Annotated in this window: 15 protein-coding genes and 1 pseudogene; 11 read left to right on the forward strand and 5 right to left on the reverse strand. The window is 66.7% G+C overall.

The window, feature by feature from the left end:
• Positions 1–253 precede the first annotated feature (253 nt).
• The 7 genes from KB879_RS25080 (at position 254) to KB879_RS25110 (ending at position 9003) form a co-directional block, all read left to right on the forward strand.
• Positions 254–1237: a malate dehydrogenase gene (locus tag KB879_RS25080; RefSeq protein ID WP_010814614.1), complete on the forward strand. Its 984-nt coding sequence runs from the start codon at positions 254–256 to the stop codon at positions 1235–1237.
• 132 nt (positions 1238–1369) lie between these two features.
• Complete coding sequence (locus KB879_RS25085) at positions 1370–2350, forward strand: CoA ester lyase (protein WP_211979979.1); 981 nt, start codon at positions 1370–1372, stop codon at positions 2348–2350.
• Between the two features lie 50 nt (positions 2351–2400).
• Positions 2401–3597: a 2-methylcitrate synthase gene (gene prpC / locus KB879_RS25090; RefSeq protein ID WP_211979980.1), complete on the forward strand. Its 1197-nt coding sequence runs from the start codon at positions 2401–2403 to the stop codon at positions 3595–3597.
• 165 nt (positions 3598–3762) lie between these two features.
• The gene (locus tag KB879_RS25095; RefSeq protein ID WP_211979981.1) at positions 3763–4320 is read left to right on the forward strand and encodes a hypothetical protein; all 558 of its coding nucleotides are present in this window, start codon (positions 3763–3765) and stop codon (positions 4318–4320) included.
• 279 nt (positions 4321–4599) lie between these two features.
• Positions 4600–7305, forward strand: coding sequence for an aconitate hydratase AcnA (gene acnA, locus KB879_RS25100; protein WP_211979982.1), 2706 nt, complete (start codon positions 4600–4602; stop codon positions 7303–7305).
• 237 nt (positions 7306–7542) lie between these two features.
• Complete coding sequence (locus KB879_RS25105) at positions 7543–7695, forward strand: hypothetical protein (protein WP_013957430.1); 153 nt, start codon at positions 7543–7545, stop codon at positions 7693–7695.
• A gap of 105 nt (positions 7696–7800) precedes the next feature.
• Entirely contained in the window at positions 7801–9003 is a 1203-nt protein-coding gene (locus KB879_RS25110; RefSeq protein ID WP_013957431.1) for a DUF2863 family protein, read from the forward strand.
• A 66-nt stretch (positions 9004–9069) separates the two neighbouring features.
• Here the strand turns inward: KB879_RS25110 and KB879_RS25115 are convergent, their stop codons facing one another.
• The gene (locus KB879_RS25115; RefSeq protein ID WP_211979983.1) at positions 9070–9756 is read right to left on the reverse strand and encodes a tRNA (guanosine(46)-N(7))-methyltransferase TrmB; all 687 of its coding nucleotides are present in this window, start codon (positions 9754–9756) and stop codon (positions 9070–9072) included.
• Between the two features lie 137 nt (positions 9757–9893).
• Here KB879_RS25115 and KB879_RS25120 point away from each other — a divergent pair, with 137 nt between their 5' ends.
• Positions 9894–11525 (forward strand): ABC transporter substrate-binding protein, encoded by a 1632-nt coding sequence (locus KB879_RS25120; RefSeq protein ID WP_211979984.1) that lies wholly within the window; start codon positions 9894–9896, stop codon positions 11523–11525.
• Between the two features lie 52 nt (positions 11526–11577).
• Here the strand turns inward: KB879_RS25120 and KB879_RS25125 are convergent, their stop codons facing one another.
• The 3 genes from KB879_RS25125 to KB879_RS25135 form a co-directional block, all read right to left on the reverse strand.
• A complete protein-coding gene (locus KB879_RS25125) occupies positions 11578–12450 on the reverse strand; it encodes a spermidine synthase (protein WP_211982292.1) in 873 nt (290 codons plus the stop codon).
• Positions 12451–12505: 55 nt separating this feature from the next.
• On the reverse strand, positions 12506–13258 hold the full coding sequence (locus KB879_RS25130; RefSeq protein WP_211979985.1) for a tetratricopeptide repeat protein: 753 nt from the start codon (positions 13256–13258) through the stop codon (positions 12506–12508).
• Positions 13259–13332: 74 nt separating this feature from the next.
• Positions 13333–14469 carry a PLP-dependent cysteine synthase family protein gene (locus KB879_RS25135; protein WP_211979986.1) on the reverse strand — a complete coding sequence of 379 codons (1137 nt, stop codon included), beginning with the start codon at positions 14467–14469 and terminating at the stop codon, positions 13333–13335.
• Positions 14470–14793: 324 nt separating this feature from the next.
• Between KB879_RS25135 and KB879_RS25140 the strand changes: the two genes are divergently transcribed.
• The 3 genes and pseudogenes from KB879_RS25140 to KB879_RS25150 all read left to right on the forward strand — a co-directional run.
• The gene (locus KB879_RS25140) at positions 14794–15060 is read left to right on the forward strand and encodes an HPr family phosphocarrier protein (RefSeq protein WP_249221186.1); all 267 of its coding nucleotides are present in this window, start codon (positions 14794–14796) and stop codon (positions 15058–15060) included.
• Positions 15057–15929: a spermidine synthase gene (locus KB879_RS25145; RefSeq protein ID WP_211979988.1), complete on the forward strand. Its 873-nt coding sequence runs from the start codon at positions 15057–15059 to the stop codon at positions 15927–15929. The genes KB879_RS25140 and KB879_RS25145 overlap by 4 nt, the downstream gene beginning before the upstream one ends.
• A 56-nt stretch (positions 15930–15985) precedes the next feature.
• A pseudogene (locus KB879_RS25150) lies at positions 15986–16788 on the forward strand (YoaK family protein); the annotation flags it as partial.
• Positions 16789–16831: 43 nt separating this feature from the next.
• Here KB879_RS25150 and KB879_RS25155 read toward each other — a convergent pair.
• Complete coding sequence (locus KB879_RS25155) at positions 16832–17269, reverse strand: universal stress protein (protein WP_211979989.1); 438 nt, start codon at positions 17267–17269, stop codon at positions 16832–16834.
• Positions 17270–17277: the final 8 nt, after the last annotated feature.

Here is a 17277-nt window from a genome sequence, read left to right on the forward strand (position 1 = left end):
AGGATACCGGACGGCAGTGCTCCGGTCTGGAAATGGCGCCTCGCTTCGCAGTAGACTAACGCTTTGTTGCATCACCATGACCCGTTGTGGCTCTCCTCACCGGTTCCGCCCCGTGGCCCCGCCACCTGGCTCCGGCGGACGGCCGCTTCCCGCTGTGGCGACAACCAGCACCCGGTGACCCGCCGCGCCCCTTGTTACGGCAACGGCATGCCACCGACCGGCTTCCCCCCTTCTATCGTTTGGAGATTTACTCATGGCTAAAGCCCCAATGCGCGTCGCAGTGACCGGCGCCGCTGGCCAGATCGGCTACTCCCTGCTGTTCCGCATCGCCAATGGCGACATGCTGGGCAAAGACCAGCCGGTCATCCTCCAACTGCTCGACCTCCCGCAAGCCCAGCAAGCCGTCAAGGGCGTGGTGATGGAACTGGAAGACTGCGCATTCCCGCTGCTGGCCGGCGTGGTCATCACCGACGACCCCAAGGTTGCCTTCAAGGACGCCGACGTGGCCCTGCTGGTTGGCGCCCGTCCGCGCAGCAAGGGCATGGAGCGCAAGGACCTGCTCGAAGCCAATGCCCAGATCTTCACGGTGCAGGGCAAGGCGCTGGACGAAGTCGCCAGCCGCAACGTCAAGGTGCTGGTGGTCGGCAACCCGGCCAACACCAACGCCTACATCGCCATGAAGTCGGCCCCGAACCTGCCGCGCGAGAACTTTACCGCGATGCTGCGCCTGGACCACAACCGTGCCCTGTCGCAAATCGCCGCCAAGACCGGCAAGCCGGTGTCGTCGATCGAGAAGCTGTTCGTGTGGGGCAACCACAGCCCGACCATGTACGCCGACTACCGCTATGCCACCGTCGACGGCAAGAGCGTCAAGGACCTGATCAACGACCCGGTGTGGAACAACGACGTGTTCCTGCCGACCGTCGGCAAGCGCGGCGCCGCCATCATCGAAGCGCGTGGCCTGTCGTCGGCTGCTTCGGCCGCCAACGCTGCCATCGACCACGTGCGCGACTGGGTGCTGGGCACCAACGGCAAGGTCGTCACCATGGGCATCCCGTCGAACGGTGAGTACGGCATCCCGGCCGACACCATGTTCGGCTACCCGGTGACCACCGCCAACGGCAAGTACGAGATCGTCAAGGGTCTGGAGATCGACGCCTACAGCCAGGAAAAGATCAATATCACCCTGAACGAACTGGAAGAAGAAAAGGCCGGCGTGCAGCACCTGCTGGGCTGATCCTCCGATCGCTCGAGGAAAGACCGGGGTTCCGCAACGATTCACGAATCAGCGCGGACCCCGGTTTTTTAATATCCAGGGGCTACGATGGCCCCTGCTCTCCCCCGTCAACCCAAACCTATCCGAATCAACGTGCATCCTTCCGAGGTCTTGTTCCAGGGCGAAGCCATCCCGGTCCAGTTGCCGGTGTGTGACCACTACGCGGGCAGCGAAAAGCTGATGCGCAAATCGCTTGCCCTGCAACAAGAGCTTGGCCCGGTCTTCGACATCACCTTCGACTGCGAGGACGGCGCCGCCGTCGGCCGTGAGCGCGAGCATGCCGAGCTGTGCGCGCAGCTGGTCAACAGCCCGCTCAATGCCCACAACCGCGTCGGCGTGCGCATCCATGACCCGGCCCACCCGAGCTGGCGCGAAGACGTCGACGTGCTGGTGCGTGCAGCCGGCGCGCGCCTGGCCTATGTGGTGGTGCCCAAGGTCACCGACGTGGTCGAGGTCGCGCGCGTGACCGATCACGTCAACCAGGTGGCGCGCAATGCCGGCATCGCCCGGCATATCCCGATCCATGTGCTGGTCGAGACCCACGCCGCGCTGGAACAGGCCTTCGATATTGCCGCGCTGGTGCAGGTGGAATGCCTGAGCTTCGGCCTGATGGACTTTGTCTCGGCCCATCATGGCGCCATCCCGGGCGAAGCCATGCGCTCGCCGCAGCAGTTCGAACACCCGCTGATCCGCCGCGCCATGCTGGAGATTTCTGCCGCCTGCCACCGCCACGGCAAGGTGCCGTCGCACAACGTCAGCACCGACGTGCAGGCGCCGCAGCGCGCCGGCGACGATGCGCTGCGCGCGCGCAGCGAGTTCGGCTACCTGCGCAAGTGGAGCATCCATCCGGGACAGATCGCACCGATCGTGGCGGCGTTCCGCCCGGGCGCCGACGAAATCGGCGCGGCCAGCCAGATCCTGCTGGCGGCGCACGAGAACAACTGGGCCCCGATCCGCCACGACGGCCAGTTGCACGACCGCGCCAGCTACCGCTACTACTGGTCGCTGCTGCAGCGCGCGCAGGCCACCGGCACGCCGCTGCCGGCCAATGTGGAAGCGCTGTTCTTCGCCTGAAGCGATACCCATACCAAAAATCAATCAGGGCAGCGCCCAAGGAGACACGGATGTCCGCCTCGAAGTTCGCCGCACCCGCCGCCGCACCCGACGCCACGGGCAGCGAGCCAGCCGCGCCCCGGGTCAAGAAATCCGTCGCCCTGTCGGGCGTGACCGCCGGCAATACCGCGCTGTGCACCGTCGGCCGCACCGGCAACGACCTGCACTACCGCGGCTACGACATCCTCGACATCGCCGAGACCTGCGAGTTCGAGGAGATCGCCCACCTGCTGGTGCACGGCAAGCTGCCGACCAAATCCGAACTGGCCGCCTACAAGGCCAAGCTCAAGAGCCTGCGCGGCCTGCCTGCCAATGTGAAGGCCGCGCTCGAATGGGTGCCCGCCAGCGCCCACCCGATGGACGTGATGCGCACCGGCGTGTCGGTGCTGGGCACCGTGCTGCCGGAGAAGGAAGACCACAACACCCCGGGCGCGCGCGACATCGCCGACCGCCTGATGGCCAGCCTGGGCTCGATGCTGCTGTACTGGTATCACTACAGCCACAACGGCCGCCGTATCGAGGTGGAAACCGACGATGACTCCATCGGTGGCCACTTCCTGCACCTGCTGCACGGCGAGAAGCCGTCGGCACTGTGGGAGCGCGCCATGAACACCTCGCTGAACCTGTACGCCGAGCACGAGTTCAACGCCTCGACCTTCGCCGCGCGCGTAATCGCCGGCACGGGTTCGGACATGTATTCGTCGATCAGCGGCGCCATCGGCGCGCTGCGCGGCCCCAAGCACGGCGGCGCCAACGAGGTCGCGTTCGAGATCCAGAAGCGCTACGACAACCCGGACGAGGCCCAGGCCGACATCACCCGCCGCGTCGAGAACAAGGAAGTTGTGATCGGCTTCGGCCACCCGGTGTACACCACCGGCGACCCGCGCAACCAGGTGATCAAGGAAGTGGCGAAGAAGCTGTCGAAGGATGCCGGCTCGATGAAGATGTTCGACATCGCCGAGCGCCTGGAAACGGTGATGTGGGACATCAAGAAGATGTTCCCGAACCTGGACTGGTTCAGCGCGGTGAGCTACCACATGATGGGCGTGCCGACAGCGATGTTCACGCCGCTGTTTGTGATCGCGCGTACCTCGGGCTGGGCCGCGCACATTATCGAGCAGCGCATCGACAACAAGATCATCCGCCCGAGTGCCAACTACACTGGCCCGGAAAACCTGAAGTTTGTGCCGATTGGCAAGCGCAAGTGAAGCCGGGCCAACTAGCCCCCTTCGATAATGTAACCAAAGACCAGAGCACTACGCCGCCCTGGGCAAATCGTAGAGAATAGCGGCGGAATTTGTCCCGGCGCCGCCCGATTTGACGGCGGCGAATGAAACATAAACCGATTTCAGTATCCGAAAGGCACTCACAAAATGAAACATCTTGTCCTTGCCGCCTGCATCGGCGCATTCAGCCTGACCACCGCGACCGCCGTGATGGCACAGGAACCTGCCAAGAAGACCACCACCAAGAAGGCTTCGAGCAAGAAGAAGGCAGCTGCCGGGACCGCCGCGGCGGCCGGCGCTGCTGCCGCGGTCACGCCGAACGGCGAAAAATGGCAGTGTGAACTGGGCAACAACCTGTATATCGCCGGCGACATGCTGCGCGACGAGGTCCTGACCGTGCACTGGCAAGGCCGCGACTACAAGCTGCCGCGCCAGCCCACGGTGACCGGCGCCGACCGCTACTACGACGCCCGCACCGGCCTGGACCTGGTGGTGATCCCGAGCAAGGCCATGCTGTTCAACAAGAACCTGGGCCAGCGCCTGGCCGACGACTGCCAGAGCGCCGCCATGCAGGCCGGCGCCGCAGCCCCGACCCAGGCCGGCGGCCTGCGCGCCCCGGCCACCACCCCGCTGCTGGTCACGCCCCCGGGCGGCCCGACGCAGGTGCCGGAAGGCGTCCAGCAATCCGCAGCGCCCAAGCAGTAAGTCCGTACCGGGGCGCTGGCGGCCGCTGAATTCCGGCCGCCAGCGCCCTTTTTTGCCTTGCCGGGCGGTCAATCCCGGGCGGGCATGCTGTGGGGCCGGTGTCGTTGCGGCCAGCGGGATGCCGAGCCGGGTGGCGCCAAAGCCGCGCGGCGGTTAGAGTATGCAGTTGCAGTGCGCTGCCGGCCTCGGACCGCGGTCAAATGCCGCGGCAGCGCACCGGGGTCTTGATTCAGGTCCGAGCCAAATGCCATCGCATCATCCTTCGATCGGAGTACGGCAATGCCCCACAACCTCAAGAACACGCTAAAAGAATTCAAGATCGGCTCTTCCGGCAAGGGCCAGTATTACTCCCTGCCCCAGTTGGGCGAGGAGCTGGACGTGGCAATCGGGCGCCTGCCGGTGTCGATCCGCGTGGTGCTGGAATCGGTGCTGCGCAACTGCGACGGCAAGAAGGTCACCGAAGAGCACGTCAGGCAACTGGCCAGCTGGAAGCCGAACGCCGAGCGCGTCGACGAGATTCCCTTCGTGGTGGCCCGCGTGGTCTTGCAGGACTTTACCGGCGTGCCGCTGCTGGCCGACCTGGCCGCGATGCGCAACGTCGCCGAGAAGATGGGCAAGAACCCCAAGAAGATCGAGCCGCTGGTGCCGGTGGACCTGGTGGTCGACCACTCGGTGCAGGTCGACCATTTCCGCGAAAAGAAGGCGCTGGACCTGAACATGCAGCTGGAATTCCAGCGCAACAACGAGCGCTACCAGTTCATGAAGTGGGGCATGCAGGCGTTCGATACCTTCGGCGTGGTGCAGCCGGGCTTCGGCATCGTGCATCAGGTCAACCTGGAATACCTGGCCCGTGGCGTGCACAAGAAAGACGGCGTCTACTACCCGGACACTCTGGTCGGCACTGACTCGCACACCACTATGATCAACGGCATCGGCGTGGTGGGCTGGGGCGTCGGCGGCATCGAGGCCGAGGCCGGCATGCTGGGCCAGCCGGTCTATTTCCTGACGCCGGACGTGGTTGGCGTGGAACTGAAGGGCCGCCTGCGCGAAGGCGTCACCGCCACCGACCTGGTGCTGACCATCACCGAGATGCTGCGCAAGGAAAAGGTCGTTGGCAAGTTCGTCGAGTTCTTCGGCGAAGGCACCGCTAGCCTGGCCCTGCCCGACCGCGCCACCATCGGCAACATGGCGCCGGAATACGGCGCCACCATGGGCTTCTTCCCGGTGGACGAGAAGACCATCGACTACTTCAAGGGCACCGGCCGCACCGAAGAGGAAATCGCCGCGTTCGAGGGCTATTTCCGCGCACAGAAGATGTTCGGCATTCCCAAGGCCGGCGAGATCGACTACAGCAAGGTGGTGACGCTGGACCTGGGCACGGTGGCGCCGTCGCTGGCGGGCCCGAAGCGCCCGCAGGACCGCATCGAGATCGGCAACGTCAAGAGCACCTTCGCCTCGCTGTTCAGCAAGCCGGTGGCCGAGAACGGCTTCAACAAGGAGGCGGCCGACCTAGACCGCGCCTACACCACCACCGACGGCCTCGAGGTGAAGAACGGCGACGTGCTGATCGCCGCGATCACGTCCTGCACCAACACCTCCAACCCGAGCGTGCTGCTGGGCGCCGGCCTGCTGGCCAAGAAGGCGGTGGAAGCCGGCCTGACAGTGGCGCCGCACATCAAGACCTCGCTGGCCCCGGGCAGCCGCGTGGTGACGGAATACCTGACGGCCGCCGGCCTGCTTCCCTACCTGGAAAAGCTGGGCTTCGGCGTGACCGCCTATGGCTGCACCACCTGCATCGGCAACGCCGGCGACCTGACGCCCGAGCTGAACGAGGCCATCACCAAGAACGACCTCGTGGCCGCTGCCGTGCTGTCGGGCAACCGCAATTTCGAAGCCCGCATCCACCCGAACATCCGCGCCAACTTCCTGGCCTCGCCGCCGCTGGTGGTGGCCTACGCCATCGCCGGCAATGTCACGCGCGACCTGATGACCGAGCCCGTGGGCAAGGGCAAGAAGGGCCGCGACATCTACCTGGGCGATATCTGGCCGACCTCGGAAGAAATCCACGCACTGATGAAGTACGCGATGGATGCCAAGACCTTCAAGGGCAACTACGAACAGGTCAAGAAGCCGAGCAAGCTGTGGGCCGGCATCAAGGGCACCAAGGGCCAGGTGTACGACTGGCCCAAGTCGACGTACATCGCCGAGCCACCCTTCTTCCAGGACTTCAGCATGCAGCCCGCCGCCACCAGCGCCAGCGTGCGCGGGGCGCGTGCGCTGGGCATCTTCGGGGATTCGGTGACGACCGACCACATCTCTCCGGCCGGTTCGATCAAGGACACCTCGCCCGCGGGCAAATACCTGCTGTCGCACGGCGTGCTGAAGGCCGACTTCAACAGCTACGGTTCGCGCCGCGGCAACCATGAAGTCATGATGCGCGGCACCTTCGCCAACGTGCGCATCAAGAACCTGATGATCCCGCCCAAGGCCGACGGCTCGCGCGTGGAAGGCGGCATCACGCTGCACCAGCCCACTGGCGACGAAATGTCGATCTACGATGCCGCCATGAAGTACGTTGCCGAGGGCACGCCCACGGTGGTGTTTGGCGGCGAAGAGTACGGCACTGGCTCGTCGCGCGACTGGGCCGCCAAGGGCACGCAGCTGCTGGGCGTGAAGGCCGTGGTGGCACGCAGCTTCGAGCGCATCCACCGCTCCAACCTGGTCGGCATGGGCGTGCTGCCGCTGCAGTTCAAGGGCAATGACAGTGCGCAGACGCTGGGCATCACCGGCAACGAGACCTTCGACATTGAAGGGATCGAGGGCGACCTGAAGCCGCAGCAGGACGTGGTGCTGGTGATCCGTCGAGCCAATGGCGACGAGCAGCGCGTGCCGGTGCTGCTGCGCATCGATACGCCGATCGAGGTCGACTACTACAACCACGGCGGCATCCTGCCGTTCGTGTTGCGCCAGCTGCTGGCCGCCTGAGATCCACCTGAGGCGCCCGCAGCCTGCCAAGGCTGACGCCGCCTGCCTGGCCCCGTTGCGAGGCCCAGGCAGGCGGCGTTTTTCATTGGTGTCCTGCGCCCCTTGCATCACCCCGAACGAAGTCGGGCGAGTGTAAGTTCCACGCAAGCCAGTACTGCCACACTGTGTTCCACAAGAACAGCGGTCGCACGACCGGAAGCCGGGTCCGCCCGGCATCATCCAGAATCAGGAGACACCATGGTTAAGATCCTTATCGCATTCGTCGTGGTTGCCGGCGCGGCCCTCTACCTGCTGACCAAGGGCGGCAGCGACGTTTCCATGTCCGGCGAGTCGCACAGCGTCGAGAGCCACGCGCCCGCGGCCCCTGGCGCCGCTCCGGCCCAGAAATAAGCCGCACGCCCGGGCGCGTCCGCACAGGCTGCACGCATATAGCGGCCTGCGTGTCAACGCAACGAGTAGAATACCGTTTTACGCATAAACGGACGGTTTCTTTCTATGGCAGGTTTTCGCCCCAAGGCTTCCCCACGACTCTCCCCTGACGCCGAGCGTCTGGTGGCCGATGCGCTCGCCCTCGACGCTTCGGGCAGCCGCATGGAGGACGCGTACTGGGAACGGCGGCTCTCGCAGCGCCTGGGCCGCCTGCTGAAGAACGGGAGCCAGACCGCGCTCGACGCGGCGCTGGAACACCTGTTCAAGCACAATGCAGACGCCTCCGACGTACTGGCCGAGCAGGCCGAGACGCTCGCCGAATCCGCCACCATCGAGGTCGACGGCCAGCGCTATGACGCGCTGCTGATTGCCGCCCCGATCCTGGCGCACACGCGCTACGCGATTCCCTCCGGCTCGCTCAAGCCGGAGCTGGCGCAGACGCTGGCGGTGCACCTGCAGGCACATGTGCTGGCCACCGGCACCAAGGTCTCGCTGTCGCCCTACCTCTACAGCATCGACCAGCTGCCACGCACGCACAGCGACACCTTTGCGCTCACGCACAAGCTGGCCGCGGCCGCCCTGGCCGGCACGGTACCCAAGGTCGACCTGCGCGACCTGCCCGAGACCGCGCCGATCCTGGCCGATCCGCGCTACCTGCTGGCCGTGGTGGTGGCCCCGCACGAGCAGGCGCTGTTCCGCTGGCAGGAAGACGCCAAGGATCACCACGCCGAGCGCTCGACCTGCCTCGACCAATGGCGCACCCAGGTGCAGCCGTCGGTGGCGCTGCTGCTGCCGGGCTGCGAGTTCGAGTTGCTGCTGCCTGACGCCTTCTTCCTGTCCTGCCGCGAGTCCGACAAGAGCATCCGCCCGCTGACCGTGCGCGCCGCGGTCAACTACCTGTGCGGCACCCTCGACATCTCCGCCGGCCAGCTGGCCGCCGTGGTGGCTGCCTTCGGCGAGGAAGTGGTCGAGGAATACCGCGTGGGCTTCACCATGCGCGGCGAGAAGGATGTGATCTACGGCATTGTGTGGCCGGTCTACGGCCGCGAAGCCGGCGAGGTCGATGCCGACGAAAAGGGCAACCCGCTCGAGCAGATCTGCGAGGAACTGCGCAACGCCGGCGTGGAAGACATCTTCCGCCACGCCGCGCTGTTCGATCCGGAATACTGCGAGGACTGCGGCACGCCGCTGTACGCGGACCGCAACGGCGAGATCGTGCACGCCGAACTGCCCGAGGACGCGCCGACGCAGCAGCCGCTGTTCCACTGACGCATCCGGCTGCGCCAGGCAAAAAGACGGCCCGCATGCGCGGGCCGTTTCTCATTGGCGAGCCGCTCAGGCGGGCTTGCGCTCGCTGACGCAGCGCCACAAGCCATGGCCCGATGCGCCGTACTTGCGCTCGAACGGCGTCATCGGCTGCGCCGGCGCCCACGCCTCTACCTGCGCCGGGCGCCCGACCAGCGCCAGCGCCTGGACAAACTCATCGATATAGATGCGCCAGTTGCTGCGGCACTCCAAGTAGTCGCCGCAGGCAGCCAGCGCCGGGAACACCGCATGGCCCTGCCAGCGCCGCCCCAGGTGGCCGATCTTGGGCCACGGGTTCGGGTACAGCACGTAGTGGCGCGCCACCGGCACGGCCTCGGCCTGCAGCAGGCGCCAGGCATCGACCAGGTCGGCCCGCGCCCAGCAGAAGTTGGCGGGCATCGGCGCCTCGCCCCACCAGTCCTTGCCGGCGGCCAGGCGCTTCTCGGACTGGTCGATGCCGATCACGAAGTGGTCCGGGAACGCCGTCGCCAGCCGCAGCGTGCTTTCGCCCACGCCGCAGCCCGCATCCAGGATCAGCGGCGCGCCGCCGGCCTGCTGCCAGCTTTGCAGCGCCGCGCCGAGCTCGCGCCGGCTGGCTTCGCCGATGGGCTTGCGGAACGGCTCGGCCAGGTGGCGCGCGACGCGCGCGGCCAGGTGTTCGTGGACATCGGACTGGGCCGAGACAATGGTGCGGGAATTGGCAAACATGGGCGCCATTCTAACGGCGCCGCCCCGCATCGGCTTGGCAGCCCGCGCCAAAGGCTGCAACCAAGCCACTTTAGCGGCACAATGCGGGACAAACCCGCCTGAGAACCCGGCCGCGCCCGCGCGGACCCGTACGAGGAGCCAGCCAGATGACACCGACCCACGCCCTGCCGCCGCAACGTCCGCCCCGCCGCCCTGCCCGCCGCGCCGTGCTCCATGCCGCCACCGCGCTGGTGCTGGCCAGCGCCGCCTTCACGCTGCTGCCGGCGGGAGCCGCCCACGCCGAAGACCTGCGCATCGGCCTGGCGGCCGACGTGACCTCGATGGACCCGCACTGGAACAATTCCGGCCCCAACAACGCCATCGCGCTGCATGTGTTCGAGTCGCTGGTGTTCATGGACAAGAATGCGCGCTACATCCCCGGCCTGGCGCTGTCGTGGAAGCCGGTCAACGCCATCACCTGGGAGATCAAGCTGCGCCCCAACGTGAAGTGGCACGACGGCTCGCCCTTTACCAGCGAGGACGTCAAGGCCTCGCTGGAGCGCCCGGAGAAGCTGGTCAACAGCCCGGGCTCGTTCACCAGCTACACCAAGCCGATCGCGCGCATCGACACGCCCGACCCGCTGACGGTGCGCCTGACCATGAGCGTGCCCAATTACGCCAACCTGGCCAACGACCTGAACAGCGTGCCGATCATGCCGAAGAAGGTCGCCGCCACGCTGACGCAGGCGGACTTTGATTCGGGCAAAGTCATGATCGGCACCGGCCCGTTCAAGTTCGTGCGCTTTGCGCGCGGGCAGGAAATCGTGATGGAGCGCAACCCCAACTACTGGGGCCCCAAGCCCGAGTGGGACCGCGCCATCTTCCGCATCATCACTGACAACGGCGCGCGTTCGTCCGCGCTGCTGGCTGGCGATGTCGACGTGATCGAGAGCGTACCGTCGGCCGACGTCGCCAAGCTAAAGCAGAACCCGAAGTTCAAGATCGAGCAGCAGGTGTCGTGGCGCACCATCTTCTGGCAAATGGAGCAGTCGCGCGACAACCCGCCCTTTGTCACCGACAAGGCCGGCAAGCCGCTGGGCAAGAACCCGTTCAAGGATGCGCGCGTGCGCGCCGCAATCAGCAAGTCGCTGAACCGCGACGCCATCGTCAGCCGCATCATGGAAGGGCTGGCGGTGCCGGCCTCGTCGATCGTCTCGCCGCAGATCTTCGGGCATCCCGGCACCAAGCCTGAAGCCTATGACCCGGAAGGCGCGAAAAAGCTGCTGGCCGCCGCAGGCTACCCCGATGGCTTCGGCCTGACGCTGCACGCCACCAACAACCGTTACCTGAACGACGCCGCGGTGGCGCAGGCCACCGCCAGCATGCTGACGCGCATCGGCATCCAGACCAAGGTGGAGACGTTGCCGGTGGCGGCCTACTTCACGCGCGCACGCCAGGGCGAGTTCGCCTTCCAGATGCTGGGCTGGGGTTCGGCCGCGGCTGACGTGGCACTGCGCTCGATTACCGGCACGCCCAACCCCAAGACCGGCTATGGCACCTGGAACTGGGGCAAGTACAGCAACCCCCAACTGGACCAGCTGATCGAGAAGTCGCTGACCACCGTCAGCAGCGACAAGGCCCGCGAAGAGAATGCCCGCATCGCGGCCAAATTTGCGCTGGCCGACCACGCGATCATTCCGTCGCACAGCCAGCTGGCGATGTGGGCGATGAAGAAGGGACTGAAGTACGAGGCGCGCACCGACGAGTGGTCGCTGGCGCAGTTCTTCCACAAGGAGTGAGTGCGGCGCTGCCTGCAGCCGCTCTCCCGCGCAGCGGGAGAGCGGCAGTTCCTCAGATCTTCAACTGCTCTTCCTGCCGCACATTCGCCGCGCGCAGTTTCTGCACCCAGTCGCGCGCCGGCAGGCCGGTGGTCTTTTCCACCACCTCGGCACGCCCCTCCAGCGCTTCCCACGACACATCAATATCCGGCCCGTTGAAGGCCATCGCGATGATGTTGCCGTCATGCACTTCCGGGAACACCAGCACGCGGTTGTCAAAGGCATCGCAGATGCGTTCGATATTCTTCGGAAAGCTGTCGTGGTCGCCGAACAGGTTGATGGTCATCACCCCGGGTGCCTTCAGCGTGCGGCGGCAGGCTCGGTAGAACGCGGTGGTGTCCAGCACCGGGCCGCGCGCGGTGGCGTCGTACAGGTCCACCTGCAGCACGTCGATGGCGCTGGCGTGGGTGCCGTCCATGACGTAGTCCCAGGCATCCTGCTCGCGCACGGTCAGGCGCGCATCGTCCTCGCGCAGGCCGAACATGCTGCGCCCGGCGATGATCACCGCGGGGTTCAGCTCCACCGCAGTCACGCGCGCTTGGCTGAACTGGCGGTGGCAGAACTTGGTCAGCGCCGCGGCTCCCAAGCCAAGCTGGACCACGTGGAATTCTTCAACGGAAGGCGACAGGAACAGCAGCCAGGCCATCATCTGCTGCGCGTATTCCAGCTCGATCGCATCGGGCTTGCGCAGGCGCATCGCGCCCTGCACCCACTCGGTGCCGAAGTGCAGGTAGCGCACCCCTTCCATTTCCGAGAAGGTCACCGGCGCGAAGCGCGGCGTCATGCGCTTTTCTTCGCGTGCCGGCGCCTCGCCACGGCTGCGGGTGCCACGTGCCGGACGGCGCGAGGCCACGGCTTCAATCGATTTGCGTTTCAGTAGGGTCATGTTGTCGAGAAAGGCGTTCAGCACCCGTTCCAGCATGGATGGGGACAAACGCGGATTACTTGCCCAGCGCCGACTGTGCGCGCTGCAGCCATTCGCGGTTGTGTTCGCGGGCGTGGCGCGGCCAGTGGCGGGCGTCGTGGACGATATCGGCATAGAGTTGCTGCGCGCGTTCGCGGTCGGCGGCGTCGGGCTGCGCCGCCAGCCAGTCGGCAAAGAGGCAGCGCGGCGCGGCATCGCTGGCGCTGGTCAGCGCCTGCTCGAACGCGGCCCGCGTGCCGGATGCACCGGTGGCCGCCAGCGCGCGCGCAAACAGCAGGGCCGGATCGGGCTGCTGGCGCGACTGCGGATTGGCGGCGAACAGCTTCTCCAGCGTTGCCAGCGCGCCGGCGGCATCGTTGGTGGCGAACTGCGCCTGTGCCAGTCCCTGCAGTAGCGCCGGATCGGTCGCAAACGGTCCGTTGGCCGCTGCCTGGTAGTGCTGCAGGGCTTCCGACGGCTGCCCGGCCGCCAGCAGCGCGGCGCCCAGGCGCATGCGGTGCGCCACCGTCGGGGCGCGGTCAAAGTCTGAGCGGGCCTCGCGCACCGCGCGGTTCGGATCGACCAGTTGCGTGATGGCACGCGTGGCCGCACGCGCGCCGCGCGACTGGCGCAGCGCGGGCAGGTAGATCGCGAAGAAATACACCACGCTGCCCAGCCCCGGGAACAGGAACAGGATCAGCAGCCAGTACATGTTCTGGTGCGTGCGCACCGCGTGCACCGCAAAGAACAGTGCGACGATGATATGGATGCTGATGCCGAAGATACGCATAGGGAATTCACCTTTGAATCAATGGCCGGCACGCCGGCCGCCGGCATTGTGACAGAAAGGCAGGGCGCCGGGTTTCAGCCGCCCGCCGCAATGCCGGCGCCGGCCGACTGCAGCCCCGCCACCGCCTGCGGCGTCAGCACGGCCTCGCCATTGACCGCACGCGCCACCAGCGCATCGGCCGCCTCGATGGCAATGCCCTGTGCGCTGTACCAGGCATCGTCGTAATAGGTGTTGCCGTAGCGCTCGCCGCTGTCGCACAGCAGGCTGACGATGGCGCCGCCCTCACCCGCCGCGTGCATCTGCTGGGCCAGGTACAGCACGCCGACGAAATTGGTGCCGGTGGACCCGCCCACGCGGCGCCCGAAGCGCCCGGCCAGGTAGCGCATGGCCGCGAACGAGAGCGCATCCGGCACCTTCAGCATGGCGTCGATGCAGGTCGGGATAAACGAATGCTCCACGCGCGGCCGGCCGATGCCTTCGATGCGCGAGCCCTCCGCCAGGGACAGCTCCGGCTGCGGCTTGCCCTCCAGGCAGCTGCGGAAGTAGTCGAAGAACACCGAGTTCTCCGGGTCCGCGCACAACACGCGGGTCTGGTGGCGGCGATAGGCCACATAGCGCCCCAGCGTGGCGATGGTGCCGCCGGTGCCGCCGCTCGATACCAGCCAGGCCGGCACCGCATGCTCTTCCTGCGCCATCTGCTTGAAGATCGACTCGGCGATATTGTTGTTGGCGCGCCAGTCGGTGGCGCGCTCGGCGTAGGTGAACTGGTCCATGAAATGCCCGCCCGTCTCCTGCGCGATGTGGCGCGAGGCGGCGTAGATCTCGGACGGGCTGTCCACTAGGTGGCAGTGCCCGCCGTAGAACTCGATCGCCTCGATCTTGGCGCGCGAGGTGCCCGCCGGGATCACCGCCACGAACGGCAGCCCGAGCAGCCGCGCAAAGTAAGCCTCGGAGATTGCCGTCGAGCCGCTGGATGCCTCCACCACCGTGCTGCCCTCATGCAGCCAGCCGTTGCACAGCGCGTACAGGAACAGCGACCGCGCCAGCCGGTGCTTGAGGCTGCCGGTCGGATGACTGGACTCGTCCTTGAAATAGACGCGGATGTCAGGGTAGCCCGGCAGTTCCAGCGGGATCAGGTGGGTGTCGGCGGAACGGTTGAAATCCGCATCGATCTTGCGGATGGCCTCATGGGTCCAGTCGGAAAGTGGCATGGCAGTGTTCCGGGCAGGCCGGGCATCGGGACAGACCGTCAGGATGCCAGAAGCGCACGCCACAAATCCAGTTTCCGGGATGGGCAGGCGGCCTGGCACAACCCGCAAAGGGCGGTTTCTCCACAACCGCGGGACCAGGCATGGCATTTCCTGTCCGGATGCAGCCACCGGCGCGGGTGCTGGGATATGATAATAGGACTAACATCATATGTGACTGCAACAGATGTCCCCGATGTCCGCGATACCCGGGAGCACCCGCCACCTTGCCCGCCCCAGCCAGCCGACCGGTCCCGCTCCCCGGGTCCTGCATTGCGCAAGGCTGCCGTGATCGAGGCCACCCTCAACATCGCCGCCGGCAAGGGTTTCCAGGGGCGTGGCTCGGCGCGCGTGAGCCTGGTGGCCGGCCGCTATGCCAACCGCATCGTGCTGGTCACGGACTCCGGCTCGGCCGATGCGCATGACGTGATGGCCGTCATGCGCCTGCGCACGCCGCCAGGCACCGTGCTGCGCATCCAGGCCGACGACCCGGACGAAGTCGCCGCGGTCTGGGCCATCGCACGAATATTCGGACCAGGGAACGGCCAGCCATGAGCGAACGCAAACCGGACGCCGGCACTGGCATCGCCGCGGATAGCGGCCGCACGTCCTTTGACTCCTATATGCGGTTCCTGGCCGAAGCCCCGCGTGACGGCACGCCCGTGGTGCTGGAGACCGAGACCGCCCTGTCGCTGCACTTCGACGTGCTGGCCACGCAGAGCTTCATGTCGCGGCGCGATCCCGACCGGCTGGTGCTGGGCTATACGCGCACCATGATGGGATTCCTGCTGCTGCATCCGTCGCCGGCACGGATTTCGGTGATCGGGCTCGGCGGAGGCTCGCTGGTCAAGTATTGCTACCGGCACCTGCCTGCCACGCGGGTGGTTGCTGTCGAGATCGACCCAGCGGTGATCGCACTGCGCGAGCGCTTCCGCATTCCGCCCGACGATGTCCGCCTGCAGGTGGTCTGCGCCGATGGCGCCGAGTACGTCAGGGGCCGGGAAGCGCGCCCCGAGGTCATCCTCGTCGACGGCTTCCTGGCTGACGGCATGCCGCTGCAGCTTGGCTCTGCCGGCTTCTACGCGGCCTGCCACGCGAGGCTGGCCGACGACGGCGTGCTGGTCGCCAACTTCCTGGCAAGCGACCGTGGCATGCCGCACTACCTGGACGCGGTGCGCGCCGTGTTCGGGGTCTCGATGTCGGTCGCGCGCGCCGAGGACAGCTGCAACTACACGTTGTTTGCCTGGAAAGGCCAGCCCCGGCTGCCGTCGCTGCAGACGCTCCTGGCACGCGCACGGGTGCTGGAAGCCGTGCATGCGCTGAAGCTGACACCGACTGCCCGCCGCATGAAGCGCGGCGAGGCAGTTGCCGCCGACCCCGACGCCTGGCACGCCCTTGCCCGGCCGCCCCGGCACGCCCTGTAGCGGCAACGCAGGTCCTCCGCCTCCCTTTCCAATCCGCCAGACGCCGCCCCATCGCCATGCCGATCCTGTACCTGCGCAAACTGACTGGGAAGCGGCGCAGCCCCCACGCCAACCGGCACCTGGCCGGCTACCCTGCTTTGTCGCAGGCGCCATCAATGCCGGCGGCTTCCTGGCCGTGCAGCAATACACCTCGCATATGTCCGGCGTGGTCTCAGCCATGGCCGACAACCTGGCGCTGGGCAGCTTCGCGCTGGTGCTGGACGGGGTCGGGGCGCTGCTGTCGTTTCTCGGCGGCGCTGCGTGCTCGGCGGTGCTGGTCAACTGGGGGCGGCGCGAGCGGCTGCACAGTGAATACGCGCTGCCGCTGGCGCTGGAAGCGGGACTGCTGCTGTGCTTAGGCCTGATCGGCGGCAACCCTGGGGCAGCACCAGTGGCTGTTCGTGCCAGCCACGGTGATGCTGCTGTGCTTCATCATGGGGCTGCAGAATGCCATGATCACCAAGCCCTCGAACGCCGAGATCCGCACCACCCACCTCACTGGCATGGTTACCGATATCGGCATCGAGCTGGGTAAGCTGTGCTACTGGAACGCAGCCGCGCCGGCACGCACGCCATCAAGCACACAAGCGCGCCCCCTGCCCCGCGTGCTCGCCGACCGGTGCAGCGCCTGCTGGTGGTGCTGGTCACGCTGTTCTTTGCCGGCGGCGTCGCCGGCGCGCTGGGGTTCAAGCACCTGGGTTTCAGCGCCACGCTGCCGCTGGCCGTGCTGCTGGCGCTGATCGCAGTGCCGCTGACCGACGACCTGCGCAGCCGCTGGCGCACAGGCTCACTGCCGCGCCTGGCGGCGCGGACGCGGCAACGCGTGCAGGCGGGCGCGCTACACCGGCGGCGCTAGGCGCCGTCTAGCGGTACACCAGCACCGGAATCTTGCTGTGCGTCAGCACCTTCAGGGTTTCGCTGCCGATCAGCATGCCCTGGACCCCGCGCCGCCCGTGCGAAGCCATCACGATCAGGTCGCAGCCCATCTCCTCGGCCGTCTTGATGATGGCCTCGTAGGGATGGTCGTTGACGACGTATGCCGTTTCACAGGGCACGCCTGCGGCGCCGGCTTCGTCGGCCAGTCCGCGCAGGTAGCGGGTTGCTTCTTCCCAGGCTTGCTTCACGTAGGTTTCGCGCGTGCCCTCCAGCATCTCGACCTGGTAGGTCAGCACGTGGTAGTTCGGACAGACCCGCACCGCGGTGGTACGCGCCCCCATTTCCCGCGCCAGGATCAGGGCCTTGCGGAATGCCGATTCAGACAGGTCGGAGCCATCGACCGCCAGCAGGAGATGCTTGAACATGATTGCCT

It is taken from the genome of Cupriavidus sp. KK10 (assembly GCF_018223725.1).
Lineage (GTDB): Bacteria > Pseudomonadota > Gammaproteobacteria > Burkholderiales > Burkholderiaceae > Cupriavidus > Cupriavidus necator.

Excerpts from the sequence above, each read along its gene's own strand:
- KB879_RS25120 (WP_211979984.1), top strand. The coding sequence starts at position 9,894 with ATGACACCGACCCACGCCCTGCCGCCGCAACGTCCGCCCCGCCGCCCT.
- KB879_RS25115 (WP_211979983.1), bottom strand. The coding sequence starts at position 9,756 with ATGGCGCCCATGTTTGCCAATTCCCGCACCATTGTCTCGGCCCAGTCC.
- KB879_RS25125 (WP_211982292.1), bottom strand. The coding sequence starts at position 12,450 with ATGACCCTACTGAAACGCAAATCGATTGAAGCCGTGGCCTCGCGCCGT.
- KB879_RS25155 (WP_211979989.1), bottom strand. The coding sequence starts at position 17,269 with ATGTTCAAGCATCTCCTGCTGGCGGTCGATGGCTCCGACCTGTCTGAA.
- KB879_RS25130 (WP_211979985.1), bottom strand. The coding sequence starts at position 13,258 with ATGCGTATCTTCGGCATCAGCATCCATATCATCGTCGCACTGTTCTTT.
- KB879_RS25095 (WP_211979981.1), top strand. The coding sequence starts at position 3,763 with ATGAAACATCTTGTCCTTGCCGCCTGCATCGGCGCATTCAGCCTGACC.
- KB879_RS25080 (WP_010814614.1), top strand. The coding sequence starts at position 254 with ATGGCTAAAGCCCCAATGCGCGTCGCAGTGACCGGCGCCGCTGGCCAG.
- KB879_RS25145 (WP_211979988.1), top strand. The coding sequence starts at position 15,057 with ATGAGCGAACGCAAACCGGACGCCGGCACTGGCATCGCCGCGGATAGC.
- KB879_RS25110 (WP_013957431.1), top strand. The coding sequence starts at position 7,801 with ATGGCAGGTTTTCGCCCCAAGGCTTCCCCACGACTCTCCCCTGACGCC.
- prpC (WP_211979980.1), top strand. The coding sequence starts at position 2,401 with ATGTCCGCCTCGAAGTTCGCCGCACCCGCCGCCGCACCCGACGCCACG.
- KB879_RS25105 (WP_013957430.1), top strand. The coding sequence starts at position 7,543 with ATGGTTAAGATCCTTATCGCATTCGTCGTGGTTGCCGGCGCGGCCCTC.
- acnA (WP_211979982.1), top strand. The coding sequence starts at position 4,600 with ATGCCCCACAACCTCAAGAACACGCTAAAAGAATTCAAGATCGGCTCT.
- KB879_RS25135 (WP_211979986.1), bottom strand. The coding sequence starts at position 14,469 with ATGCCACTTTCCGACTGGACCCATGAGGCCATCCGCAAGATCGATGCG.